Origin of the sequence: Actinomadura citrea, from assembly GCF_013409045.1 — a bacterium.
GTDB lineage: Bacteria > Actinomycetota > Actinomycetes > Streptosporangiales > Streptosporangiaceae > Spirillospora > Spirillospora citrea.
Map to the genome: position 1 here is coordinate 1,889,854 of NZ_JACCBT010000001.1, position 24,673 is coordinate 1,914,526.

A 24,673-nucleotide genomic window follows, 5' to 3' on the forward strand; every position below is an offset into this window, starting at 1 on the left:
TCCTCATGATCTCGGATCGAGGGAGCGGAGGCGGGCGAGGACGCCTTCGGTCTGCGGGGTCCGGAGGTCCTCGAAGATGGCGAGGGCGAGCAGCCAGCAGTCGCGGGCGGCGTCGGGGCGGGACATCTGCATGTGGGCGCGGCCGAGATTGTAGAGGGTCTCGCCCTGGCCCGGACGGTCGCCGAACTCGCGGAAGACGTTCAGCGCCTTCTCGTAGTGGACGATGGCGGTGTGCAGGCGGCGCAGGCCGTGGTGGGCGTAGCCGAGGCCGTGCAGGGTCCAGCCGAGGGTCCGCCCGTCGGCCTCCAGTGCGATGCCGTGGGCCTGCTCGAAGTGGTCCAGGGACGAGCCGAAGTCGGCGAGCCCGGCGTAGGCGTAGCCGAGGGCCGTCAGCGCGCGTCCGGTGTTGCGGCGGTCGCCCACCGCGGCGGCCAGCAGCACCGACCGGCGGTGGTGGGCGACGGCCTCGCGGTACCGCTGGAGGCGGCGGCAGGCGTAGCCGAGCCCGTGCAGGGTCCACGCCTCGCCCCGCACGTCCCCGAGCCGGGAGAACACCTCGCACGCCGCGGTGAACAGTTCGACGGACTCCTCGAACCGCCATCGGCTCTGGCTGGCGTAGCCGAGGCCGCCGAGCACGTAGGCGATGCCGCGGTCGTCGCCGAGGAGGCGCGCGGACGCGAGACCGTTGCGGAGCGCCTCGCTCCGGTCGGTCCAGGGGCCGCGGAGGAAGAAGAACGTCCACAGGGCGAGCGGGAGCCGCCAGGCGATGTCGTGGTGGCCCTCGTCGGCGGCGGCGCGGGCGGCGGCGACCAGGTTGGGCCGCTCGGTCTCGCACCAGCGCCGGGCCTCGTCCGCGGAGGCGAAGCGGAGGGCGCGGCCCGGCTCGTCCGGCAGCGGCGGGGCGGTGATGCGGTCGGGGCACAGCAGGCGGCGCGCGTTGTCGGCGGTGCCGAGATACCAGGCGAGGACGCGGCGGACGGCGGCCGAGCGCTCCTGCGGCGCGAGCGCGGGGCCGGGGTCGCGGCCGGGATCGGGGGCGGGCACGCCGTACCGGCCCTCGCCGCGCTCCACCAGGCCGAGGTCGCCGAGCAGGAGCCGCGCCTCGGCGTCGGGGACGCCGATGAGGACGGCCGCGGCAGGGACGGAGATCTCCGCGCCGGGGTGCAGGGCGAGCAGCCGGAGGGTCCGGGCACTGTCCGCATGCGGCCAGGAGTCCGGCAGCCGCATCCAGGCCTGCTCCCGGAGCTCCTTGACCGCGACCTGCGCGGGCCGGAACGCGGCCGCGCGGCACGCGGGGTTCTGCCGCACGACCTCCTCGAAGAACCAGCCGGAGGTGATCAGGGCGAGGACGCCGGGGGAGTCGCGCAGCGCGTCCTTGAGGGGGTCGGCGGCCAGCAGCCGGAACGCCTTGTTGATCGCGGTGCCGGCGACGCCGTGGTCGTCGTGGTGGATCTCGCCGGCGTGCACGGCGACGCGGACCCTGATGCGGGCGTCCGGCGGGGCGCCGCCGTTGTGCCGTGCCAGCAGGGCGGCCAGCCGCGCCGGGAACGCGCCGGCCAGCAGCTCCTTCGGCACGTCCGGGCGGATGAGGATCATGGCCCCGTCGCCCCGGTCCTCGCAGTAGCAGGAGGCCGCGGGCACGCCGGACTCGTCGAGGGCCCGCCGCAGGGCGCGGTATAAGCCCGCCCGCACGGCGAGCTGGTCCCCGTTCGTGCGGCGCCCGTAGCCCTCGACGTCCAGGCACAGGATCGTCCGGTGCACCGCCGGGCCGGCGCCGCCTGCACAGTGCATTAGCTCATGCATATGCACCCCCTCATGCATGTGCAGCAGCATGCTACGGCAAGATCAGCGCCTGTCGAAGCGCTTCAGCGGACCGGTCGGCGGTCGGATCAGGCGGTCAGGAGATCCTTCAGCAGCCGGGTGCGGACGGCGTCGTCGTCGCCCTCCGGCGGATGCCAGGGGCAGGCGACGTCCAGGGCGGCCACGCGGCCGGTGGCCATGATCCGCCGGACGGACGCGACCACCGCGTCGTAGGACGGCCCGCCGCCGACGGGGAACTTCAGCCCGGGCATCTCGCCGGCGTCGATGACGTCCACGTCGATGTGCAGCAGCAGCGGGCCGGGGGGCAGCACCACGTCGTCGACCGGGCAGCGCCGGACCTGCGAGGACGCGAGGAACTCCGCCTCGGCCGGGTCGAGGTCGCGGGCGTCCACCAGGACGGCGCGGTCCTCCGGCAGCGTGCGCAGGCCCAGCCGGTCGGGGAGGAGCGCGGTGTCGGCGCCGAGGATCTGCCGGAGCGGCATCCCGCCGAGGTAGCCGGACGTCGAACTGTCCACCGTGTGGACGTCGCCGTGCGCGTCGAACCAGACGACGGAGGCGTCCACCCCGGCCTTCTGCACGCCCGCGAGGACGGCCTCGGCGGTCAGGCAGTCGCCCGACACCACGCGCGGCATCGAACCGCCGTCGATCTGGCGGGCGACCTCGGCGACGACCGGTTCGAACAGTGCCGCGACGCGCTGCCACACGTCGCCGTCGGGCAGGTCCGGCGTCACGGGGACGACATCGAGACCGGAAAGGGGGAAGGACGCGTCGGGGAGCCGTTCGTCCTGGTGGTAGGGGAGAAGCGTGACGTTCATGCGGACACAGTAGAACGGTCCCGCCCGGTGCTCCGGGCGGGACCGAGAACGAGGGGCGGCGGTTACCGCTTCTTCCCGCCGGCGGTGGCCTTCAGGTAGTCGTGGTTCAGCCGGCCGATGACGTCCAGCGGGATGCCCTTCGGGCAGGCGACGGTGCACTCGCCGGTGTTGGTGCAGCCGCCGAAGCCCTCCTGGTCGTGGGTGTCCAGCATGGACACGACGCGGTCCCAGCGTTCGGGCTGGCCCTGCGGCATCAGGCCGAGGTGGGTGACCTTGGCGCCGAGGAACAGGGCGGCCGAGCCGTTCGGGCAGGCCGCGACGCAGGCGCCGCAGCCGATGCACTCGGCGGCCTCGAACGCGCGGTCGGCGTCGGGCTTCGGGACGGGCGTCGCGTGCGCCTCCGGGGCGGTGCCGGTCGGCGCGGAGATGTAGCCGCCCGCCTGGATCATCCGGTCGAACGCCGACCGGTCGACGACCAGGTCCTTGACGACCGGGAACGCCCTGGCCCGCCACGGCTCGATGTCGATGACCTCGCCGTCCTTGAACTTGCGCATGTGGAGCTGGCACGTGGTCGTGGCGCGCTCCGGGCCGTGCGGGGTGCCGTTGATGACCAGCGAGCACATGCCGCAGATGCCCTCGCGGCAGTCGTGGTCGAACGCGACCGGCTCCTCGCCGGAGGCGATGAGCTTCTCGTTGAGGACGTCCAGCATCTCCAGGAACGAGGCGTCGGGGGAGACGTCGTCGAGCTTGTACTCGACCATCCCGCCCTTGTCCTGCGGGCCGCTCTGGCGCCAGACGCGCAGTGTGAGCTTCATTACTTGTACGACCTCTGCGTGGGCTTGACGTAGTCGAAGTTGAGGGCCTCCTTGTGGAGGACGGGCTGCGCGTCCTCCCCGGCCCATTCCCAGGCGGCGACGTAGGCGAAGTTGTCGTCGTCGCGCTTGGCCTCGCCGTCCTCGTCCTGGCTCTCGGCCCGGAAGTGGCCGCCGCAGGACTCGGCGCGGTGCAGCGCGTCGACGACCATCAGCTCGGCCAGCTCGAAGAAGTCGGCGACGCGGCCCGCCTTCTCCAGCTGCTGGTTCAGCTCCTCGCCCCTGCCGGTGACCTTGACGCGCGTCCAGAACTCCTCGCGCAGCGCCGGGATGAGGTCCAGCGCCTTGCGCAGCCCCTCCTCGGTGCGCTCCATGCCGCAGTACTCCCACATGATGTGGCCGAGCTCGCGGTGGAAGGAGTCGACGGTGCGGTCGCCGTCGATCGACAGCAGCCGCTCGATGCGCGTCCGCACCCGCTCCTCGGCCTCGCTGACCGCGGTCTCGGCGACCGGGGGGAGGCTGTTGCGGGCGATGTAGTCGCCGATGGTGTTCGGCAGGACGAAGTAGCCGTCCGCGAGGCCCTGCATCAGCGCGGAGGCGCCCAGCCGGTTCGCGCCGTGGTCGGAGAAGTTCGCCTCGCCGATGACGAACAGGCCCGGGATCGTGGACTCCAGGTCGTAGTCCACCCACAGGCCGCCCATCGTGTAGTGGACGGCGGGGTAGATGCGCATCGGCGTGTCGTAGGGGTTCTCGCCGGTGATGCGCTCGTACATCTCGAAGAGGTTGCCGTACTTGGCCTCGACCTTGTCCCGGCCGAGGCGCGCGATCGCGTCGGCGAAGTCGAGGTAGACGCCGAGCCCGCCGGGGCCGACGCCGCGCCCCTCGTCGCAGACGTTCTTGGCGGCGCGGGAGGCGATGTCGCGCGGGACGAGGTTGCCGAAGGACGGGTAGATGCGCTCCAGGTAGTAGTCGCGCTCGTCCTCGGGGATGTCGTACGGCCTGCGGGTGTCGCCGGCCTTCTTCGGCACCCACACCCGGCCGTCGTTGCGCAGCGACTCCGACATCAGCGTCAGCTTCGACTGGTGGTCGCCGCTGACCGGGATGCACGTCGGGTGGATCTGGGTGTAGCAGGGGTTGGCGAACAGGGCGCCGTGCCGGTGGGCGCGCCAGGACGCGGTGACGTTCGAGCCCATCGCGTTCGTGGACAGGAAGTACACGTTGCCGTAGCCGCCGGAGGCCAGCACCACCGCGTCCGCCGTGTAGTGCTTGACCTCGCCGTTGATCAGGTTCCGGACGACGACGCCGCGCGCCCGCCCGTCCTCCATGATCAGGTCGAGCATCTCGTGCCGCGGGTACAGCTCCACGTTCCCGGCGTCCACCTGCCGCATCAGCGCCTGGTAGGCGCCGAGGAGCAGCTGCTGGCCCGTCTGCCCCCGCGCGTAGAAGGTGCGGGAGACCTGCGTACCGCCGAAGGAGCGGTTGTCGAGCAGGCCGCCGTACTCGCGGGCGAAGGGGACGCCCTGCGCGACGCACTGGTCGATGATCTGCCGGGAGATGTCGGCGAGCCGGTACACGTTGGACTCGCGGGACCGGAAGTCGCCGCCCTTGACCGTCTCGTAGAACAGCCGGTACACGCTGTCGCCGTCGTTGCGGTAGTTCTTGGCGGCGTTGATGCCGCCCTGCGCGGCGATCGAGTGGGCGCGGCGCGGGGAGTCCTGGAAGCAGAACTGCTGGACGTGGTAGCCGGCCTCGCCGAGGGTGGCGCCGGCCGATCCGCCGGCCAGCCCCGTGCCGATGATGATGATCTTCTTCTTGCGCTTGTTGGCCGGGTTGACCTGCTTGGCCTCGAACTTGCGGGTCGTCCAGCGCTCCTCGATGGCGCCCGCCGGAGCCTTGGCGTCGGCGATCGGCTCGCCGGACTTGTAGAAGCCGTCTGTCATGGGATCAGCTCACCCATCCGAACGTGATGGAGACGGGGACGGCGACGAAGCCGAGCGTGACGAGCGCGGCGGTGGTCGCGGCGAGGCCCCTCAGGGCGTTGTGGCTGCGCGGGCTGCGGAGCCCCAGCGTCTGGAACGCGCTCCAGATGCCGTGGTTGAGGTGGAGGCCGACGAGCAGGACCGCGACGACGTACCAGACCGTGATGTACCAGCGGGACGGGTCGAAGTCGGCGACCATCCGCTGGTAGGGGGTGGCGTCGGCGCCCTTGGGGTTCACGACGAAGAACGTGAGGTCCAGCAGGTGCCAGATGATGTAGACGGCGATGATGACGCCGCCGTACCGCATGGTGCGGACGGCGTAGCCCTGCGCGTGCGACTTCTTCTTCGACTGGTACTTCACCGGACGCGCGTGCGCCGCGCGCTTGCCGAGCGACACCGCCGACCACATGTGCAGCACGACCGAGGCGCCGAGCACCAGCTCGATGATCGTCAGCACCGTCCGGCGCGGCACCGCGGGCTCGCCCATCGTGCGCAGCCAGTGCGCGTAGTGGTTGAACTCCTCCGCGCCGAGGAAGATCTTCAGGTTCCCGATCATGTGCGCGACCAGGTACAGCACGAGGATGCCGCCGGTGACGGCCATCACGGCCTTCTTGCCGACGGTCGATCGGTAGATCGCAGGTATCGCTATAGCCACGACCTGCACGCTATGTCCGGTTCGGCGATTCTTTCCAAGTCATGAGCGCACTTGTGGCGATAGCCGCAGGCTATGAACACACGCCGCACGCGGCTTGTGTCCGTTCCGTGACACCGGTGCGCGTGAGGGACTTCACAGGGGGTGCGGGAACTCTGCCTGGGAGTGACTCAGGCGACATTGACGGAGGTCAGGGGCTTGTGGTCAGCGCCCTGGCCGGTCCGTTTCGGCCTGCCGCGACAGCAGCAGCACGGCGAGGTCGTCGGTCAGGGCGTCGCCGTTGAGCCGCTCCACCTCGGCCACCAGCGCGTCGATCAGCGACCGTCCGGCCGCGCCCCGGGCGCGCGCGGTGCGGGCCAGGCCGACCAGGCCGTCGGTGCCGAGCCGGTCCGAGCCCTCGCCGATCCGGCCCTCGATCAGGCCGTCGGTGTAGAGCATCAGGCCCCAGGACTCGCCGAGATCGATCTCGGTGGTCGGCCACTCGGCGCCGGGCACCAGGCCGAGCGCCGGGCCGTGGGCGTAGTCGGGGAGCGCCGCGACCTCGCCGCCCGCTCCCGGCGCCCCGCGGAACAACAGCGGCGCGGGGTGGCCGGCGAGGTGCATCCGGGCGGTCCGCCGGGACGGCGCGATCGTGACCATGCAGAGGGTGGTGAAGATCTCCTCGCTGCGCCGCTCGTGCCCGAGGACGGTGTCCAGGGTGCCGAGCAGCTGCTCGCCGGTGTGCCCGGCCAGGACGAGCGTCCGCCACGCCATGCGGAGCTGGACGCCGAGGGCCGCCTCGTCGGGGCCGTGGCCGCAGACGTCCCCGATCACCAGGTGGACGGCGCCGCCCTCGGTCTGCACGGTGTCGTAGAAGTCGCCGCCGAGCAGCGCCCGCCGCCGGCCGGGCCGGTAGCGGGTGTGGTGACGCAGCGTCGGGTCCTCGATCAGCGGGACCGGCAGCAGGCCGCGCTCCAGCCGGGCGTTCTCGCGGCCGAGGATGCGGGCCTCGACGAGCCGCCGCTCGGTCTCCTCCGAGCGCTTGCGCTCTATGGCATAGCGGATCGCGCGGGCCAGCAGCGGCCCGTCGACCTCCTGCTTGACCAGGTAGTCCTCGGCGCCCGCGGCGACCGCCTGGACGCCGAGGCGGCCGTCGTCCAGGCCGGTCAGCACGACGACGGCGGCCGGGCCGGACAGCGCCAGCACCCGCCGCAGCCCCTCCAGCCGGTCGATGTCGGGCGTGGAGAGGTCGACGATGATGCACTGGGTGCGCCGCGTCAGCATGCGCCTCGCGGCGTCCAGGTCGCTCGCGACGGTGATCCCCGCGTCCAGGCCGCTGTCGGCGAGCATCTTCTCCACCATGAGCACGTCGGTGGGGTCGTCGTCGATGAGGAGCAGCTCGATCCTGTCCTCGGTACCTGGCGTGAGGGGATGCGTCTGGTGACTGATGGTGCTCACAGGGCTTCCGGAATGTCGGGCTGGCGACGGCACTGGCAACGACCGCGTCGTCCCGCTCGTCCCTGCGGTAGCGGGGAACGGTACGGGCCGCGCCGGGGCAGCGGCGTGGGCCTAGCCGCCATGTGTCCCGGCTCATGGAGCGGAGGAAGCATCGCTCCGTACGGTGACGACCTTAGCGTGTCCCAGCGTCCGGGCGCACCCCCCGAGCCCGCCTTTGTCGGTGTTTCCGGACGGGCCGAAACCAGTTTCCGCTGCTGAAAAACCAGTCGTGCGCCAAGGGTTCCGCTGCATAACCTTCGTCGCGTGAAGCCGTTGCCGGTGAAAGATCCTGGCGGCCCCGACCACGTTGCGCGAGGGCGAACGACGTCCCTCGATCCCTGGAGCGCCTCCCGCGCCGATCGCGGATCCCCCGCGCGCTACCTGCTCTCGCTGCTGCGCGTCCAGTGGCGAAGCGTGACCGCGGGCGCCCTCCTCGGCGTGGCCTGGATGCTCAGCCAGGCCCTCATGCCCGCCGCGCTCGGCCGCGCCATCGGCGACGGCGTCGCGGCGCGGGACGAGGGCGCCCTCGTGACATGGGCCGCCGTCCTGCTCGGCCTCGGCGTGGCGCAGGCCGTGACGGGCGTGCTCCGGCACCGGTGCGCCGTGTTCAACTGGCTTTCCGCCGCGTACCGGACCGTCCAGCTCGTCACCCGGCAGTCCACCCGCCTCGGCTCGACGCTGCCGAAGCGGCTGAGCGCCGGCGAGGTGGTGAGCGTCGGCCTCTCCGACGTGTCGCACATCGGCGACACCATCGACATCGTCGCGCGCGGGTCGGGCGCCGTGGTCGCGATCGTCGTCGTGGCCGGCATCCTGCTGTCGACGTCGCCGCCGCTCGGCCTGATCGTGCTGGTCGGCGTCCCGCTGATCCTGGTGGCCGCGGCGCCGCTGCTGCGCCCCTACCGCGAGCGGGAGCAGGCGCACCGCGAGCTGGTCGGCGAGCTGACCACGCACGCCACCGACCTGGTCGCGGGGCTGCGGGTGCTGCGGGGCATCGGCGGCGAGGCGCTGTACTCCGGCCGCTACCGCGCCGAGTCGCAGCGGGTGCGCGGGGCGGGGGTGGCGGTCGCGCGGGCCGAGACGCGGATGAACGGCGCCGAGGTGCTGCTGCCCGGCCTGCTGATCGCGCTGGTCACCTGGGCCGGCGCCCGGTTCGCCGCGCGGGGGGAGATCGGCGTCGGCGAGCTGGTCGCGTTCTACGGGTACGCGGTGTTCCTGATCGTCCCGCTGAAGACCCTCGGCGAGGCCGCCAGCAAGATCACCAAGGGGCTGGTGGCGGCGGGCCGGGTCACCGCGCTGCTGCGGCTCGACCCCGAGCTGCCCGCCACCGGGACGGCCCGTCCGGCGGCGCACGCCGAGCTGGTCGACATCGCCTCGGGGCTGGTCGTGCGGCCGGGCCGGGTCACCGCGATCGCCGCGGCCGATCCGCGCGACGCGCAGGCCGTCGCCGACCGCCTCGGCCGGTACGAGAGCGGCGAGGTCGACTTCGGCGGCGTCCCGCTGCGCGCGGTCGAGGACGTCCGGAAGCGGATCCTGGTCGCGGTCAACGAGGACCGGCTGTTCTCCGGCCCGCTGGCCGAGTCGCTCGCGCCCGGCGCGGGCGAGGCCGTGCTCCGGGCGGCGGTCCGCGCCGCCTGCGCCGAGGACGTCGTCGACTCGGCCGGGCTCGACGCGCACGTGGCCGAGGCCGGACGGGAGTTCTCCGGCGGCCAGCAGCAGCGCCTCCGCCTGGCCAGGGCGCTCGCCGCCGACCCCGACGTCCTCGTCCTCGTGGAGCCGACCAGCGCGGTGGACGCGCACACCGAGGCGCGCATCGCCGGCAGGCTCGGCGAAGCGCGCGCGGGCCGCACCACCGTGGTGTGCACGACGAGCCCGCTGATGCTGGACCGCGCCGACCACGTCGCCTTCGTCCGCGACGGCCTGGTCGTCGCGGAGGGGACCCACCGGGAACTGCTGGACGCCGAGCCGCGCTACGCGGCGACCGTCACCCGAGGCGAGACCGCGGAAAGGGCGGGAACGTGAGCGCCGAGCTTCTGCCCGTCGCGACGCCCGCGCAGGTGCGGGCCTATGCGCGGCGGCTCGTCCTCCGGCACCCGCGCGACCTCGCCGGAGTGCTGGCCCTGCACGCGCTGGCCGCCCTGACCGGGCTCGTCACGCCGCGGCTGCTCGGCTCGCTGGTGGAGGGCGTCCGCGACGGCGGCGCCGACATCGACACCACCGGGCTGGCCATCGCCGGGTTCGTGATCGTCCAGAGCGTGCTGATCCGGTACGCCTACCTGGCGTCGGCGAAGCTGGGCGAGCGGGTGCTGGCCGAGCTCCGCGAGGAGTTCGTCGACCGCGTCATGGCCCTGCCGCTGTCCACGGTCGAGCGCGCGGGCACCGGCGACCTGGTCACCCGCGCCTCCCGCGACGTGGACACGCTGAGCACCTCCGTCCGGTACGCGATGCCGGAGACCCTCGTCGCCGTCGTCGTGGGCGGGTTCACCGTCGCAGCGCTGATGCTGAACGGCCCGCTCGTCGCGCTGCCCGCCCTGGTCGCGGTGCCGTTGCTGGTGGCGGTGATGCGCTGGTACCTGCCCCGCGCCCACAACGGCTACCTGCGGGAGAACGCGTCGTGGGCGCGCATCGCCGACGGGCTGACCGAGACCGTCCAGGGCGCCCGGACCGTGGAGGCCCTCGGGCTCGCCGAGCGCCGGCACGAGCGCGGCGACGCCGACATCGCGGCGTCCTACAAGGTGGAGCGGTACACCCTGCGGCTGCGCACGGTGCTGTTCCCGGTGATGGAGATGAGCTTCGTCCTACCCGTCGTGTCGACGCTGCTCGTCGGCGGCCTGCTCTACATCAACGGCATGGCGACGCTCGCGCAGGTGACCGCCGCGACCCTGTACGCCCAGCAGCTCATCGAGCCGGTGGACACGCTCATGCAGTGGCTGGACGAGCTCCAGCTCGGCGGCGCGTCCCTGGCCCGGCTGCTCGGCGTCGGCAACGTCCCGCCCGACCGCGCGCCGAACGGGGCCCGGCCCACCGGCGAGCGGATCGCGGCGCGCGACGTCCACTACTCCTACCGCCGAGGCCACGACGTCCTGCACGGCGTGGACCTCGACCTGCGGCCGGGCGAGCGCCTGGCGATGGTCGGGCCCAGCGGCGCGGGCAAGTCGACGCTCGGCCGTCTGCTCGCCGGCGTCGACGGCCCGCGCGCGGGCGCGGTCACCGTGGGCGCGGGCGGCGGCGTCCCCCTGGTCGAGCTGACCCTGGACGACCTTCGCGGCCATGTCGCGCTGGTCACCCAGGAGCACCACGTGTTCCGCGGCACCCTCCGCGAGAACCTCGTGATGGCCCGCGAGGGCGCCTCCGACGACGACATCCGCCAGGTCCTGGCCGCCGTCGACTGGGACGGCCCCGGCCTCGACGCCGTCGTCGGCTCGGGCGGCGAGACCCTGTCGCCCGCCCAGGCCCAGCAGCTCGCCCTGGCCCGGCTCGTCCTCGCCGACCCGCACACGCTCGTCCTGGACGAGGCGACGTCCCTCCTCGACCCGCGCGCCGCCCGCCGCCTGGAACGCTCGCTGGCCGCCGTCCTGGACGGCCGGACCGTCGTCGCCATCGCCCACCGCCTCCACACCGCCCACGACGCCGACCGCGTGGCCGTGGTGGAGGACGGCCGCATCACCGAACTGGGCACCCACGAAGAACTTCTAGCGGCACAGGGCTCCTACGCAGCCCTTTGGGCCTCCTGGAGAAGCTGAAAGCCTCCTCCTGCGGTCACTGTGCGCCTAGGGATTCTTTGAGGAAGTGGACCTGGATGTGGAGGAGGTTTTCGGCGACCACTTCTTGCGGGGTCATGTGGGTGACGCCCGACAGGGGGAGGACGGTGTGGGGGCGGCCTGCGGCCAAGAGGGCCGAGGACAGGCGCAGGGTGTGGGCGGCCACCACGTTGTCGTCCGCCAGGCCGTGGATGATCATCAGTGGCCGCTTCAGGTCGGCGGCCTTGCCGAGGAGGGAGTTGTCGGCGTAGTTCTCCGGCTCCTCGTCGGGGTGGCCCAGGTACCGCTCGGTGTAGTGGGTGTCGTACAGGCGCCAGTCGGTGACCGGCGCGCCCGCGACGCCCGCGTGGAAGACGTCCGGGCGGAGCATGACGGCCAGGGCCGCGAGCCAGCCGCCGAACGACCAGCCGCGGATGCCGACGCGGTCGAGGTCGAGGGCCGCGGGGTGCTTGCGGGCCGCCTCGATCAGCGCGCTGATCTGGTCATCCAGGACGGGGCCGACGAAGTCGCCGCGCACGGCGCGCTCCCAGGCGGGGCCGCGTCCGGGGGTGCCGCGACCGTCCGCGATCACGACGGCGAAGCCCTGGTCGGCGAGCCACTGCGCCTCGCAGTAGGAGCGCTGGACGGCGAGCACGCGCTGCGCGTGCGGGCCGCCGTAGGGGTCCATCAGGACGGGCAGGCGGCCGTGCCCCGGCTCCCAGCCGGTGGGCAGCACGACGGCGGTGCGCAGCTCGCGGTCGCCGGAGCGCAGCAGCTCCACCCGCGGGGTGATCACCGGGGTCTCGGCGAACGAGGCGACGGGGTGGACCGCGGTCGGCGTGCGCACCTCGGCCTGCGAGCCGAGGCGGTCCAGCCGCGCGCCCGAGACGACGGTGACGTCCCCCGACCGGGTGCCGCCGAAGACGCCCGGCCCCTCGCTGAGCCGGGTCACCTCGCCGCCCTCGTAGGAGTAGAGGTGGACCTCGGTGGGCTCCTCCCAGGCGGTGAACAGGATCGACTCGCCGTCCACGCCGAGGACGGAACGCAGCTGCAGGCCGCCGGGCGTGACGGGCTCGCCCGCGACGGTGAGCCGGCGGGTGTCGGTCTCGGCGTCCTCGGTGGCCCACACCAGGGCGCCGCCGTGCGTGCGGACGGGCAGGCCGGGGATGACCTCCGTCCAGACGGGGTCGTGCTCGGTGTGCAGCAGCACCGTCTCGCCGTTGGTCGGATCGACCCGCAGCACCCGCTGGGAGCGCTGGTCGCGGGGCTGCACGACGATCAGCAGGCCGTGCCGGTCCCAGACGGCGGTCACGAGGTAGGGGAACATGCCGCGGTCCCAGTCCACCGCGATCCGCCCGCCGTCCACCTTCAGCAGCACCAGGGACACCAGGGCGTTCGGGGTGCCCGCCGCCGGGTAGGCGATCTCGACCGGCGGCCGGTCAGGGTTGGCCGGGTCGGCGATGTGCCAGCGGTGCACGGGGGTCTCGTCCACCCGGGCGACCAGCACGGTCCCGCCGTCGGGCGACCACCAGTGGCCGCGCATCCGGTCCATCTCCTCCGCCGCCACGAACTCGGCGAGGCCGTAGGAGACCTGGTCGGACTCGGGCTCCACGAGAGCACGGTCCTCCCCGCCGTCCAGCTCGACGACCCGCAGTGTGCGGCCCGACACGTAGGCGACGCGGCGGCCCGCCGGGTCGGGGCGCGGGTCGAAGACGGGCGGCCGGGCGGGCAGCTCCCGCACGAGCGCGGTGCCGAGGTCGACGGCGTACAGGCGCCCGCCCAGGGTGAAGACGGCCTGGCCCATGGCGCGGTCGGTCGCGTACCCGACGATGCCGCCCGCCTGCTCGCGGGCGCGCTCGCGCCGGGCCCGCTCCTCGGCGGGCAGGTCCTCCTCGCCCGGGACGTCCAGCGCGGCCGGGTCGGCGACGCACTCCTCCTCGCCGGTGGCGGTGTCCAGCGTCCACAGGCAGGTCACCGGATCGTCGCCCGCGCGGGTGCGCAGGAAGGCGACGCGCGACCCGTCCGGCGCGATCTGGAAGGCGCGCGGAACGCCGAGGCTGAACCGTCGCGTGCGGGCGCTCTGCCGCGGAAAGCTGATGCTCATGGCATCCGAGTCTGCCAGCACGGTCCGGAACCGCGGCGCACGGCGGCCTCCTCCCCCTAAGATCACGGGTCGTCGCGTGGTGGACGGGAATGTTCCGTGCCCGTGTCCGCGCTCGCGTAAGCTCAAAGCTTCCCCAAGCACTTTCTTCGTTCGCGGGCTGAGGAGTTGTCAATGCCTGAGCTGCAGCCGGGAGACCCCCGGCGGCTCGGTTCCTACGAGATCGTCGACCGGCTCGGCGAGGGCGGCCAGGGCGTCGTCTACGCCGGGGTCGACGCCTCCGGGAACCAGGCCGCGATCAAGCTCCTGCGCGCCGACCTGGCGGGGGACACGATGGCGCGCAACCGGTTCGTCCGGGAGGCGCAGGCGGCCAAGCAGGTCGCGCGGTTCTGCACCGCGCAGGTCCTGGAGGCCGACGTCGCGGGCGACCAGCCCTACATCGCCAGCGAGTACGTGCCGGGGCCGTCGCTGTACAAGCAGGTCACCGAGACCGGCCCGATCGGCGGGGCGCCGCTCGACCGGCTCGCGATCGGCACCGCGACCGCGCTGGTCGCGATCCACCAGGCCGGGATCGTGCACCGCGACTTCAAGCCGCACAACGTGATCATGGCGCCGGACGGCCCCCGGGTCATCGACTTCGGCATCGCGCGGGCCCTGGACACCGGGCAGACCAACGCGACCAAGGCGATCGGCACCCCGTCCTACATGGCGCCCGAGCAGGTGGCGGGCGCCACCCTCACCGAGGCCGTGGACGTGTGGGCCTGGGCCACCACGATGGTGTTCGCCGCGACCGGGCACCCGCCGTTCGGCGACGACACCGTCGTCGCGGTGATCAACCGGGTGATGCACGAGCCGCCGTCGCTGGACGGCGTGCCCGCCGACCTGCACCGGCTGATCGGTGCCTGCCTGGTCAAGGAGCCGGAGCGGCGGCCGACCGCGCAGCAGATCATGATGGCGCTGATCGGCAGCGGCCCGGGCGGCGCCGGGCAGACCCGCATGGACGACCCGGCCCAGGCCACCACGATGCTGGCGGAGGGGTCCACGCTCGCCGCGGGCGGCCTCGCCGGCGCCGGGATGATGGCGGGCGCCACCCACCCGGGCCGCGGGGCGCCCCCGGTCGCCCCCCGCGACTACACCGGGACCCTCCCGCCGGTGGGGCCCCCGACGGGGGCCGGCCGTGCCCGGTACGACGGCGACTGGGAGCCCGAGCGCAAGTCCAAGGCGCCGATCTTCGGCGCCATCGCCGCGATCGCCGTGCTGGCACTGGTCGTGGGCCTGTTCATGGCGTCCCGGAGCGGCGGCGACAAGGAGACCCCGCCCACCCCGACGGTCAGCGACTCCGGGTCGGCCTCGGAGGAGCCGTCGTCCGAGGAGCCCGAGCAGCCGACGCCGACCCGCACCCGGACGCGCCGGAACACGCCGCCGCCCCAGACGTCCGAGCCGACGCAGGAGCCGCCGACCAGCGAGGTCCCGACCGAGACGCCGACCACCGAGACGCCGCCGAGCACGCCCACCAATCCCGGTGGCGGAGGCGGGACGGGCGGCACCGGGGGCACCGGCACCGGCGGCGGGAACGGCGGCGGCGACGGCGGCACCGGAGCGGGCGGCGCCGGCACCGGCGGCTGACCGGGGCCCGGCGGCGCCCCGCCGGGATGCGCGGGGCAGGGCGGTCATCGCCGCGATGCCGGGCCCTGAGTAGGCTCGTGGACTATGAAGGAGCCGCGGATCCTGTTCGTCCACGCCCATCCGGACGACGAGTCCATCGGGACCGGGGCGAGCATGGCCAAATACGCCGCCGAGGGCGCCCACGTCTGCCTCGTCACCTGCACGCTGGGCGAGGAGGGCGAGGTCATCCCCGAAGACCTGCGCCACCTGGCCTCCGACAAGGAGGACGCCCTCGGCGAGTACCGGATCGGCGAGCTCGCCGCGGCCTGCGAGGCGCTCGGCGTCCGCGACCACCGCTTCCTCGGCGGTGCCGGTCGCTGGCGCGACTCCGGCATGATGGGCGCCCCCACGAACGACGACCCGCGCTGCTTCTGGCAGGCGGACGTCACGACCGCCGCGCGGGACCTCGTGACCGTCATCCGGGAGGTCCGCCCGCAGGTGATCGTCACCTATGACGAGCGCGGCAACTACGGCCACCCCGACCACATCCAGGCGCACCGCGTCACATGGCGGGCGTTCGAGCTGGCCGCCGACCCCTCCCACGAGGACGGCGCCGAGCCGTGGCGGGCGGCCAAGGTCTACGCCTACGCCGCGCCGCGCACGGTCCTCGCCCGCGCGATCGCGGTGATGCGCGAGGCCCGGCTGCCGTTCGCCCGCGTCGCCGGGCTGGAGGAACTCGGGTCCGGCGTCCCGGACGGGGAGGTCACCACGGTCGTGGACGCCCGCCCCCACCTGCCCGCCAAGCTCGCGGCGCTGCGCGCCCACCACACCCAGATCACGGTCGCGCCCGAACAGGTCGGGCCGTTCTTCGCGCTGTCGAACAACCTGGGGCAGCAGGCGTTCGGCACCGAGTACTTCATCCTCCAGGCGGGCGAGCTCGGCCCGGTCGGTCCGGGCCGCCGCGAGCGGGACCTGTTCGCCGGTCTGGCGAGCGCGGGGGACTGACAGGCCCCGGTACGCTGGCGTCCGTGGACAAGGACGACCAGGCCCGGGTGCGGCTCGCCAAGAACGACCTCCCGGCGGACGCCGGCGCGCAGGACGCCGAGGCCCAGGCCGACGTCGCGGAGGCCGCCGCGGCCGAGCCCGCGGAGGGCGTCGACGCCGGGTCCGCGGAGCCCGCCGAGCCCGCGGAGGGCGCCGGCGCGTCCGCCCTGCGGCAGGCCGACGGCGAAGGCCCCGGCGACGCGTTCGTGTCCGGCGCCGCCTACGCCGCGCTCGGCGTCCTCGGCGGGGTGTTCGGCGTGTTCGGCTCGTTCGCGCAGGACTGGTCCCTCGGTGCCGTCCCGCTCGTGGCTCTCGTCCTGGTCGCGCTGGTCTTCGCGATGGCGTGGGCGTCGGGGAAGGCGATGGGCGGGCGGCTCGGCGCGTTGATCCCCGCGCTGGTCTGGGGCGTCGTGGTGTTCATCCTGCAGATGCGCCGCCCCGAGGGCGATCTCGTCGTCCCGGCGACGCTGCCCGGGTACGTGTTCGTCATCGGCGGCATGGTCGCCGCCGTGATCGGGATCATGCTGGTGCCGCCGGCCCGCCCGCCGGGCGAATGGATGCTCGGCAAGGCGGGCCGTTCTCGCGGGTAGGGGTCTCAGCTCGCCACGGAGGCGGGCTCGGCGTCCTTGTGGACGGGCGTGCCGGCGTTGTGGCCCTTGAGGGTGAGGCACGCGGCGGCGCTGAGCAGGACCACGCCGATCGGCAGCCACATCGTCGGCCTCATCGCGTGGACGAAGCCGTGCGAGAACACCTGACCGGCCAGCTCCTGGATGCGGTGCGCGACGGTCGGCGGGACGCCGGGCGGCAGTTGCTGCTGTGCCCCGCTCTGCCCGGCGCCGACCTCCAGACCGCCCTTGGCGGCGCCCGCGAAGCCCTTCACGAAGCCGCCGCGCACGTCGGGCGGGAGGGCCGCCGACCGGGTGGCCGCCTGGTCCCGCAGCGACGACGCGAGCTGGTTCTGCAGGACGGCGCCGACCGCCGCGCTGCCGAGCACCGAGCCGACCTGCCGGATCGTGTTGTTCACGCCGGACGCGGCGCCCGCGAGGTGCGGCGGGACGTTCCGGGTCGCCTCGGTGGCCATCGGCGCGAACACGCCGCCGATGCCGAGCCCGGACACCACCAGCGGGGCGATGAACGCGGTCCAGTTCGTGCCGACATCGGCGATGAGCACGATCCACGCCATGCCGACGGCGTAGAGGGTCAGGCCGGTCATCAGGATGAACTTGCCGCCGATGCGGTCGGACATCCGGCCCGCGACCGGGGCGAGGAACATCGACACCAGCGACGACGGCGCCATGACGAGGCCCGCCTTGAGGGCGCTGAAGCCGAGCACCGACTGCAGGTAGATCGTCATCGGCAGGAACATGCCGATCATGCCGACCGAGACGGCCGCGCCGACGAGGTTGAGGATCGTGAAGTTGCGGTCCTTGAACAGCGAGAACGGCACGAGCGGCTCGCGGTCCTGGCGTCCCCGCTGGTAGACCACGAAGATCACGAAAAGTCCGAGCCCGGCGGCGATCAGGCCCCAGATGCCCTCGTTCCACTCGTACTTCTGGCCCTCGGTCAGCGCGAACGTGAGGCAGAACAGGGCGGCGGACGCCAGCAGCACGCCCGCGACGTCGAACCGGTGCCGGACCGTGCGGGTGTGGCCGGGCAGGATCGGCACGGCCATGGCCAGCACGAGGATGCCGATCGGCAGGTTCACGAAGAAGATCCACCGCCAGTCCAGGCTGGTGACCAGCAGCCCGCCGATCGTCGGCCCGGCGATGGTGGACACGCCCGCCACCGCGCCCCAGACGCCGAGCGCGGCGCCGCGCCGCTCCGGCGGGAACACGCTGATGATGATGGACATGGTCTGCGGCATCAGCAGCGCCGCGCCGAGCCCCTGCACGGCGCGTGCCGCGATCAGCTGCGCCGGGTCCTGGGAGATCCCGCACGCCAGGCTGGACAGCGTGAACAGCGCGACACCCACGATGAACAGGTTCTTCTTGCCCCACAGGTCGCCGAGGCGGCCGGCGGTGATGAGCAGCACCGCCAGGACCAGGATGTAGGCGTTGACGACCCACAGCACCTCGTCCAGCGAGGCGTCAAGCTTGTCGATCATGCTCGGGATCGCGATGTTCACGATCGTCAGGTCGAGCAGCGTCATGAAGAATCCGAGCGAGAGCGTCAGCAGGATCGCCCAGGGATTTCCGCTCCACCTCTTCATCAGGCCCCCATATCGTCAGTGCGTCGTGGCCGTGGCCGCGGATGGCAGATCGCCCGCGGCTCGGTGTCCTTCCAGGTGAGCCGGCCGGACTGCAGGTCCTCGACGAGCCCCCGTACGTAGTCGAGCTCGCAGCGCACGCGCGCGATATGCCACTCCTGGTCGATCAGCTTGTAGCGCTCGATGCCCTGCTTGCGGAGCGAGTCGTGCGCGGCCTGGTGACCCGCGAGCGCCGCCTCCAGGGCGACGCTCCGCTTGCGGAGCAGCCGGGCGACCTCGTCCTCCGGGAGCAGGTTGATGAACGCCAGCCCGGTGCCGAAGAGCGGGAACTCCTCCGCGGGACGGGCGAGCAGCTCGGCGAGCCGGAACTGCGCCGCGTCGCGGCCGGCGCTGGTCACCGCGTAGACGGTGCGCTCGGGCCGTCGGCCCTCCCGGCTGGTCTCCAGCGGCTCGATCAGGCAGCCGCCGGCGAGCCGCTCCACCGAGTGGTAGAGCGACCCGTGCGTGATCTTGACGGCCTGGTCGTAGGCGTGGTCGCGGATGCGCTGCTGCATCTCGTACGGGTGCATGGGCCCGTCGCACAGCATGCGCAGCACGGTCAGCGCGAGCGGCGTGAGGGGTCGGGACATTCCTGCGGCCTTCATGGTCGAACTCGATTAGTCCACGTAGACTAATCCACTCGGACCGCCTTCGTCACGTTCTTAAGAAAACGGGCATATCAGGGCAGGTCAGCGGACGGAGTCCACGGCGTTGGCGGCGCCGTTGCGGGAGACGTAGTCGCCGACCCGGTCCTCCCGGACGGCGGTGAACAGCTCTCCGGCCTCAGCCTCGTCCAGGAGGACGACACTCTGCCCGTCGCGTTCCGCCGTCTGGTCGACCGGGGCCGTCAGGTACTCCATCAGCGAGGTCCGGAGGAGCCGGTGCGCCAGCCGGCGCAGCGTTCCCGACGTGACCGAGTCGTCCACGGCCACCGAGCGCGTCGCGGCCCGCACGAACCGGTCGATCCTGATCGGGTTGCGGGTGTCCAGCGCCTTGGCGGCGAGCGCGTGCAGGAACGCCTGCTGCCGCTTGATCCGGTCGAGGTCGCCGCCCGGCAGGTTCCAGCGCTGCCGGACGAAGTCGAGCGCCCGGGCGCCGTCGAGGTGGTGCCGTCCCGCCTGCCAGGTCCGGTCGTGCATGGGGTCGTGGGTGGTCTTGGCGACGGTGACGTCCACGCCGCCGAGGGCGTCGGTCATCTTCACGAACCCGCTGAAGTCCAGTGCGGCGTAGTGGTCGACGCGGACGCGGGAGAGCTGCTCGACCGTCCGGATCAGCAGCGGCGGCCCGCCGTGGGCGAACGCTGAGTTGATCTTGGTGAGGCCGTGCCCGGGAACGGGCACCCAGCCGTCCCGGGGGATGGCGATCACCGACACCCGGTCGCCGCGCCCGGACAGGTGCACCAGCATGATCGTGTCGGCGCGGGCGCCCATCGAGGGCATGTCGGCGCGCCGGTCGGACCCGATCAGCAGCCAGTTCTCGCCGCGCCCGCTGGAGGACGGGCGCCCGCCGGCGGTCGGCAGTGCGCCCGAGACCCGCCTGACCTCGCCGTCGTAGAAGCGCTGCAGGAAGTACAGGCCTCCTGCGAGGAGCAGCACGAGACCCACCGCCAGCCCCCCGCAGCCCATGATCACCCGGCGCCGACTCCTGTTCCGCAGCATCCTCACACCCTCCCGGCGGGACGCGGCGGAGTCGGCCGCGCCGGGCGGGCGCTGGCCGAGGCTTGGGGGAGACCAAGGTTTGCGATGACGCAAACCAGGGGTTGGTCGGCAGGGAGCGCCGCTGGGCGCCGTTGACCGGCGGCGTCCCCTGCCCGGTCGGTGGGCCCGGCGGTCAGCCCTTGAGGGCGATCTCCAGCTGGTCGAGCGCCCAGTCGAGCTCGTCGCGCTCGATGACCAGCGGCGGGGCGAGGCGGAGCGTGGTCTCGTGGGTCTCCTTGGCGAGGACGCCGAGCTCCATCAGCCGCTCGCTGACCGGACGGGCCCTGCCGTACAGCTCCACGCCCGCCCACAGGCCGCGGCCGCGCACCTCGCGGACGAGGTCGCTCGGCAGCCGGCCGAGCCGGTCGTGCAGGTGGGCGCCGAGCGTCCGGGAACGCTCCTGGTACTCGCCGGTCTTCAGGATCGCGACGACCTCGCGGCCGATGGCGCAGGCCAGCGGGTTTCCGCCGAACGTCGAGCCGTGCTGGCCCGGCTTGAACACGCCGAGGACGTCCCGGTCGGCGACGACCGCGGACACCGGCATGATGCCGCCGCCGAGGGCCTTGCCGAGGATGTAGACGTCGGGCACGACGTCCTCGTGCTCGACCGCGAACGTGGCGCCGGTGCGGCCGAGGCCCGACTGGATCTCGTCCGCGATCATCAGCGCGCCGCCCGCGGTGCACAGCTCGCGCACGGCGCGCAGGAACCCGCTCGGCGGGACGTTCACGCCCGCCTCGCCCTGGATCGGCTCGATCAGCACGCCGACCGTGTTCTCGTCCATCGCGGCCTTGAGCGCCTCGACGTCCCCGTACGGGACGGTCCGGAAGCCCGGCGTGTAGGGGCCGTAGGAGTCGTGGGCGTCGGGGTCGGTCGAGAAGCTGATGATGGTGGTCGTGCGGCCGTGGAAGTTGCCCTCGAAGGCGATGATGTTCGCCTCGCCGGCGGGGACGCCCTTGACCTCGTAGCCCCACTTGCGGGCCGTCTTCAGGGCCGTCTCGACGGCCTCGGCGCCGCTGTTCATCGGCAGCACCATGTCCTTGCCGCACAGCTCGGCCAGCTCGGCGACGAACGGGCCGAACTGGTCGTGGTCGAAGGCGCGGCTCACCAGCGTGACGCGGTCGAGCTGCCGCCGCGCGGCCTCGGTCAGCCGCGGGTTGCGGTGCCCGAAGTTGACGGCGGAGTAGGCGGCCAGCATGTCCAGGTAGCGGTGGCCCTCCGCGTCGGTCAGCCAGACGCCGTCCGCCTCGGAGACCAAGATGGGGAGGGGGTGGTAGTTGTGCGCGCTGTGGTCCTCGGACATCGCTCGCAGCTGGTCGGTCGGCGTCACGACGCTCCTTCGCGGCTAGGCCCGGCCGGTTCGGCCGGGGCATGGCTGGGACACCGGGCGCGTTCCCGGTGCCGAGGGGGAGGAGGCCGGGCGGGTCAGGTGGCCGCCGGTCTGTACCCAGCGTATGTTCGGAAATGACTACCGACCAATGATGAAAACCGACTTGGGGGGTGTTATTTGTTGCGTCTTGACGAACTCGACCGGCGAATCGTTGCGCGGCTGCTGGAGGACGGGCGCGCCTCGTACGCGCAGATCGGCGACAAGGTGGGGTTGTCGGCCCCCGCGGTGAAGCGGCGCGTCGACCGGCTCCGCGCGGACGGTGTGATCAACGGCTTCGCGGCCGTGGTCGACCCGGCCGCGCTCGGCTGGACGACCGAGGCGTTCATCGAGATCTTCTGCACCGGGGCGACGTCCCCCGAGCAGATCTACTCCAGCGTCCGCGGCCATCCCGAGGTCGTCGCGGCGTACACGATCAGCGGTGACGCCAGCGCGCTCGTGCACGTGCGGGCCCGCGACATCCAGCATCTGGAGCAGGCCCTCGAACGGCTGCGCCGCGAGGACAACATCACCGCGACCAAGACGGCGATCGTGCTGTCCCGGCTCATCGGCCGCCCGACCGACGCGCCCTACGGCTGAGAAATTACCGACTAGTAGGCTGCCGGCATGGACTTCGCGACCGCCGACCTCATCGACGACTTCGGGGACGAGCTGCGCAGCTGCGAGACGCAGTTCCGGCAGTACGGCGGGCGGACGGCGTTCGCCGGCCCGGTCGCGACCGTGCGCTGCCACCGCGACAACGGCCTGGTGAAGCGGCGGCTGGGCACCCCGGGGGAGGGCCGGGTGCTGGTCGTGGACGGCGCCGGGTCGCTGGCGTCCGCGCTGATGGGCGACATGATCGCGGCGGCGGCGGTGGCCCATGGCTGGGCCGGGGTCGTGATCAACGGGGCGGTCCGGGACGTGGCGGCGCTGCGCGGGCTGGACCTCGGCGCGAAGGCCCTCGGGTCCAATCCGCGCAAGAGCGCCAAGGACGGCGCGGGCGAGACCGACGTGCCGGTGGCGTTCGGCGGCGTGGAGTTCCGTCCGGGCGACTGGCTCTACAGCGACGAGGACGGCATCGTCGTCGCGGAGCGCGAGCTTCCGCTCTGACCTGGGCGCACGGCGCGAGATGCCAGGGCATCCGGCGCAAGATCGTGTATGTCGGCCGTAGCCGGGCGGGGCCGCCCGTCCTTACCGTCTCCCCGCAACCCACCTGAGGTAGGGGAGACATGCGCGCCAAGAAGATTCTGCTGGTGCCCGCGGCGGCGCTGGGGCTGGTCGTGGGACTCGCGGCCGTGCCGGCCGCCGCGCAGCCGGGGCCCCCGGTCCCGAAACCGACCGCGAACCCCTGGCAGATGCGGCACTGGCCGCAGACGCAGCCGTGGCAGCGGGAGCAGCCGTCCGCCCGCGCGTTCGCGGCGGGGGCCCCGCGCCCGATCGACCCCCAGAACTACGAGCTTCCCGACACGATGACCTGGGACGACTACAAGGCGATCCCTGGAACCGCGTGGGCGGACCCGGCCCGCAAGGGCTCGGTGAAGAACTTCAACGTCGCGGTCGTCCTCGCCGACTACCCGAACCAGCCGTTCGAGGTCACGCAGCCGGTGAACTCGTCGGTCTTCGGCAACCCGGTCAAGGTCGGCGACGTGCCGCGCGCGCAGGTGGCGAAGTTCTACCAGGACTTCCTCAACAAGCCGCAGGCCCTGAACCACGGCCACACCCTCCACGAGTACTGGATGGAGGACTCCGGCGGCCGGTTCGGCGTGAACCTGACGGGGTTCGGCGCCTACCAGATGCCCGCCAAGGACCACGAGTACGGCGTGGACGGCATGCAGGGCGGGACGGGATGCCCGACCGGCGACACCTGCAACCGTGACCTGCGCAAGGACGCGCGGGACGCGTGGGTCGCCGACGTGGGCGAGGAGGCGGCGAACAAGTTCGACTTCGTCTTCTTCCTCAGCGCCGGGCAGGACGAGTCGTCCACCTGGCAGGAGTTCGGCGAGATGAAGTTCGGCACGAAGGAGCAGGTGCCGAACGAGTGGGGCCCGGGCGACCCGACCCTGACGAACTGGGTGAAGACCCGGTACGTCCCCTGGACGTCCTGGCAGGCCGGCTCGACGATCTGGCCGAACGCCATCCCGGGCGTCTCCTCGACGCAGGCCGAGAGTTCCGGCATGTCGGTCTACGCCCACGAGTTCAGCCACATCCTCGGCATCGGCGACAACTACAACAACCCCTACGGCGACCCGCCGCGCCGCGCCTACAGCGGCCCGTGGGACATGCTCAGCCGCGGCACGTTCAACGGGCCGGGAGGCCCGCACAGCCGGTGGACGATCCCGGCGACGGGCGGCGGGTCCATGGGCGCCCAGCACATGCTCCGCAACAAGCTGAAGCTCGGCATGGTGAACAACGACGACGTGCTCCAGCTCAGCCGGGAAGCGCTCGCCGCGTCCGGCATGGTCGTCGCCAACGTGACCGCCCGGTCGGTCGACCCGGGCAAGGGCGGCCTCACCGGCATCAACGTCAAGCTCGGCGAGGGCGGTGACAAGAGCCCGGCGTGCGACACCGCCGCCGACCCGCTGTGCGACGGCGGCGGCTACGACAACTACACCCTCGAAGTCGTCGACCGGATGGGCACGGACTCCTTCACTCCCGACTCCGGTGTCCTGCTGGCCAAGACCAAGGACCAGGACCGCGCCCCGTTCATCTGGGTCGAGGACGCCAACCCGCAGGACATCGACAAGGTCGACTTCGTCCTGCCCGACGGCACCCCGAAGAAGATGACGATCGGCGACTACCGGCAGCTCTCCGACGCGCTCTACCACGCGGGGACGAACTCGGGCAGCGAGTACGAGTACGTCGACCAGGCGAACCGGCTGCACTTCTACGTCCTGAACCTCAGGCGGGACCGCAAGGGCGTCCTGTCCTACACGGTCGCGGTCGGCTCGCTGGACGGCGCCGGGCCGCAGCGGCGCGGCGTGCGGGTCGACTCGGGCCCCGCCCGGCCGACCGGCGCGGGCTGGACGAAGTGCACGATGACGCTCACCAACACGGGCCGGGGCGGCGACGGCCGCCACGGTTCCGACGTGTTCCGCCTCAAGGCGGCCGTGTCCGGTGACGGCTGGACGACGTCCCTGCCGAACGAGCTGGCCACCGCCCAGGCGGGCGGCCGCACCAAGGTGGAGGTCTGGGCGAAGGCGAAGCCGGGAGCCTCCCGCCACGCGCGGCTCAGCCTGACGGGGACCTCGGAAAGCGACGCGTCGAAGTCCGACTCGGGGACGTGCGCCCTGCGCTGACCCATCCCGGACGGGACGGTCCCCGGGTAG

General features: G+C 72.8%; 19 protein-coding genes. 8 read left to right on the forward strand and 11 right to left on the reverse strand.

Translation table 11 applies throughout. From position 1 onward, the window contains the following. Positions 1-3 precede the first annotated feature (3 nt). The 6 genes from BJ999_RS08915 to BJ999_RS08940 form a co-directional block, all read right to left on the reverse strand. On the reverse strand, positions 4-1,791 hold the full coding sequence (locus BJ999_RS08915; protein ID WP_179832853.1) for a tetratricopeptide repeat protein: 1,788 nt from the start codon (positions 1,789-1,791) through the stop codon (positions 4-6). 98 nt (positions 1,792-1,889) lie between these two features. Then, positions 1,890-2,795 carry an arginase family protein gene (locus BJ999_RS08920; RefSeq protein ID WP_338070768.1) on the reverse strand — a complete coding sequence of 302 codons (906 nt, stop codon included), beginning with the start codon at positions 2,793-2,795 and terminating at the stop codon, positions 1,890-1,892. After that, positions 2,699-3,451 carry a succinate dehydrogenase/fumarate reductase iron-sulfur subunit gene (locus BJ999_RS08925; protein ID WP_179832855.1) on the reverse strand — a complete coding sequence of 251 codons (753 nt, stop codon included), beginning with the start codon at positions 3,449-3,451 and terminating at the stop codon, positions 2,699-2,701. The genes BJ999_RS08920 and BJ999_RS08925 overlap by 97 nt, the downstream gene beginning before the upstream one ends. Further along, a complete protein-coding gene (locus BJ999_RS08930; protein ID WP_179832856.1) occupies positions 3,451-5,388 on the reverse strand; it encodes a fumarate reductase/succinate dehydrogenase flavoprotein subunit in 1,938 nt (645 codons plus the stop codon). Before BJ999_RS08930 ends, BJ999_RS08925 begins: the two co-directional genes overlap by 1 nt. Positions 5,389-5,392: 4 nt before the next feature. Then, on the reverse strand, positions 5,393-6,082 hold the full coding sequence (locus BJ999_RS08935) for a succinate dehydrogenase cytochrome b subunit (RefSeq protein WP_179832857.1): 690 nt from the start codon (positions 6,080-6,082) through the stop codon (positions 5,393-5,395). A gap of 201 nt (positions 6,083-6,283) precedes the next feature. Then, positions 6,284-7,516, reverse strand: a complete 1,233-nt coding sequence (locus BJ999_RS08940) for a PP2C family protein-serine/threonine phosphatase (RefSeq protein ID WP_229810441.1) — start codon at positions 7,514-7,516, stop codon at positions 6,284-6,286. 303 nt (positions 7,517-7,819) lie between these two features. On the opposite strand from BJ999_RS08940, the gene BJ999_RS08945 reads away from it, so the two are divergent. After that, positions 7,820-9,574 (forward strand): ABC transporter transmembrane domain-containing protein, encoded by a 1,755-nt coding sequence (locus BJ999_RS08945; protein ID WP_229810440.1) that lies wholly within the window; start codon positions 7,820-7,822, stop codon positions 9,572-9,574. Then, positions 9,571-11,295, forward strand: a complete 1,725-nt coding sequence (locus tag BJ999_RS08950; protein WP_179832859.1) for an ABC transporter ATP-binding protein — start codon at positions 9,571-9,573, stop codon at positions 11,293-11,295. The genes BJ999_RS08945 and BJ999_RS08950 overlap by 4 nt, the downstream gene beginning before the upstream one ends. Positions 11,296-11,311: 16 nt before the next feature. Here the strand turns inward: BJ999_RS08950 and BJ999_RS08955 are convergent, their stop codons facing one another. After that, a complete protein-coding gene (locus BJ999_RS08955) occupies positions 11,312-13,396 on the reverse strand; it encodes a S9 family peptidase (RefSeq protein WP_179832860.1) in 2,085 nt (694 codons plus the stop codon). A gap of 171 nt (positions 13,397-13,567) precedes the next feature. On the opposite strand from BJ999_RS08955, the gene BJ999_RS42900 reads away from it, so the two are divergent. The 3 genes from BJ999_RS42900 (at position 13,568) to BJ999_RS08970 (ending at position 16,632) form a co-directional block, all read left to right on the forward strand. Next, entirely contained in the window at positions 13,568-15,019 is a 1,452-nt protein-coding gene (locus tag BJ999_RS42900) for a serine/threonine-protein kinase (RefSeq protein WP_179832861.1), read from the forward strand. A gap of 84 nt (positions 15,020-15,103) precedes the next feature. Then, on the forward strand, positions 15,104-16,003 hold the full coding sequence (gene mshB / locus BJ999_RS08965; protein ID WP_179832862.1) for an N-acetyl-1-D-myo-inositol-2-amino-2-deoxy-alpha-D-glucopyranoside deacetylase: 900 nt from the start codon (positions 15,104-15,106) through the stop codon (positions 16,001-16,003). Positions 16,004-16,026: 23 nt separating this feature from the next. Beyond that, positions 16,027-16,632, forward strand: a complete 606-nt coding sequence (locus tag BJ999_RS08970; protein WP_179832863.1) for a DUF6113 family protein — start codon at positions 16,027-16,029, stop codon at positions 16,630-16,632. Between the two features lie 5 nt (positions 16,633-16,637). On the opposite strand, the gene BJ999_RS08975 is transcribed toward BJ999_RS08970, so the two are convergent. The 4 genes from BJ999_RS08975 to rocD form a co-directional block, all read right to left on the reverse strand. Further along, positions 16,638-18,251: a DHA2 family efflux MFS transporter permease subunit gene (locus BJ999_RS08975; protein ID WP_179832864.1), complete on the reverse strand. Its 1,614-nt coding sequence runs from the start codon at positions 18,249-18,251 to the stop codon at positions 16,638-16,640. Then, entirely contained in the window at positions 18,251-18,877 is a 627-nt protein-coding gene (locus BJ999_RS08980; RefSeq protein WP_179832865.1) for a PadR family transcriptional regulator, read from the reverse strand. Before BJ999_RS08980 ends, BJ999_RS08975 begins: the two co-directional genes overlap by 1 nt. A gap of 99 nt (positions 18,878-18,976) precedes the next feature. Beyond that, positions 18,977-19,945 (reverse strand): LCP family protein, encoded by a 969-nt coding sequence (locus BJ999_RS08985; protein WP_229810439.1) that lies wholly within the window; start codon positions 19,943-19,945, stop codon positions 18,977-18,979. A 172-nt stretch (positions 19,946-20,117) separates the two neighbouring features. Next, on the reverse strand, positions 20,118-21,284 hold the full coding sequence (gene rocD / locus BJ999_RS08990) for an ornithine--oxo-acid transaminase (RefSeq protein ID WP_179838416.1): 1,167 nt from the start codon (positions 21,282-21,284) through the stop codon (positions 20,118-20,120). 207 nt (positions 21,285-21,491) lie between these two features. Between rocD and BJ999_RS08995 the strand changes: the two genes are divergently transcribed. The 3 genes from BJ999_RS08995 (at position 21,492) to BJ999_RS09005 (ending at position 24,643) form a co-directional block, all read left to right on the forward strand. After that, positions 21,492-21,947, forward strand: a complete 456-nt coding sequence (locus BJ999_RS08995; protein ID WP_179832866.1) for an Lrp/AsnC family transcriptional regulator — start codon at positions 21,492-21,494, stop codon at positions 21,945-21,947. A gap of 27 nt (positions 21,948-21,974) precedes the next feature. Continuing rightward, positions 21,975-22,457, forward strand: a complete 483-nt coding sequence (rraA, locus tag BJ999_RS09000; RefSeq protein WP_179832867.1) for a ribonuclease E activity regulator RraA — start codon at positions 21,975-21,977, stop codon at positions 22,455-22,457. 119 nt (positions 22,458-22,576) lie between these two features. Continuing rightward, entirely contained in the window at positions 22,577-24,643 is a 2,067-nt protein-coding gene (locus BJ999_RS09005; RefSeq protein WP_179832868.1) for a M6 family metalloprotease domain-containing protein, read from the forward strand. Positions 24,644-24,673 lie beyond the last annotated feature (30 nt).

Bases quoted from the DNA above. Each gene is read 5' to 3' on its own strand.
- BJ999_RS08930 (WP_179832856.1), bottom strand. From the start codon at position 5,388: ATGACAGACGGCTTCTACAAGTCCGGCGAGCCGATCGCCGACGCCAAG.
- rraA (WP_179832867.1), top strand. From the start codon at position 21,975: ATGGACTTCGCGACCGCCGACCTCATCGACGACTTCGGGGACGAGCTG.
- BJ999_RS08980 (WP_179832865.1), bottom strand. From the start codon at position 18,877: ATGTCCCGACCCCTCACGCCGCTCGCGCTGACCGTGCTGCGCATGCTG.
- BJ999_RS08915 (WP_179832853.1), bottom strand. From the start codon at position 1,791: ATGCACTGTGCAGGCGGCGCCGGCCCGGCGGTGCACCGGACGATCCTG.
- BJ999_RS09005 (WP_179832868.1), top strand. From the start codon at position 22,577: ATGCGCGCCAAGAAGATTCTGCTGGTGCCCGCGGCGGCGCTGGGGCTG.
- BJ999_RS08925 (WP_179832855.1), bottom strand. From the start codon at position 3,451: ATGAAGCTCACACTGCGCGTCTGGCGCCAGAGCGGCCCGCAGGACAAG.
- BJ999_RS08975 (WP_179832864.1), bottom strand. From the start codon at position 18,251: ATGAAGAGGTGGAGCGGAAATCCCTGGGCGATCCTGCTGACGCTCTCG.
- rocD (WP_179838416.1), bottom strand. From the start codon at position 21,284: ATGTCCGAGGACCACAGCGCGCACAACTACCACCCCCTCCCCATCTTG.
- BJ999_RS42900 (WP_179832861.1), top strand. From the start codon at position 13,568: ATGCCTGAGCTGCAGCCGGGAGACCCCCGGCGGCTCGGTTCCTACGAG.
- BJ999_RS08985 (WP_229810439.1), bottom strand. From the start codon at position 19,945: ATGCTGCGGAACAGGAGTCGGCGCCGGGTGATCATGGGCTGCGGGGGG.
- BJ999_RS08955 (WP_179832860.1), bottom strand. From the start codon at position 13,396: ATGAGCATCAGCTTTCCGCGGCAGAGCGCCCGCACGCGACGGTTCAGC.
- mshB (WP_179832862.1), top strand. From the start codon at position 15,104: ATGAAGGAGCCGCGGATCCTGTTCGTCCACGCCCATCCGGACGACGAG.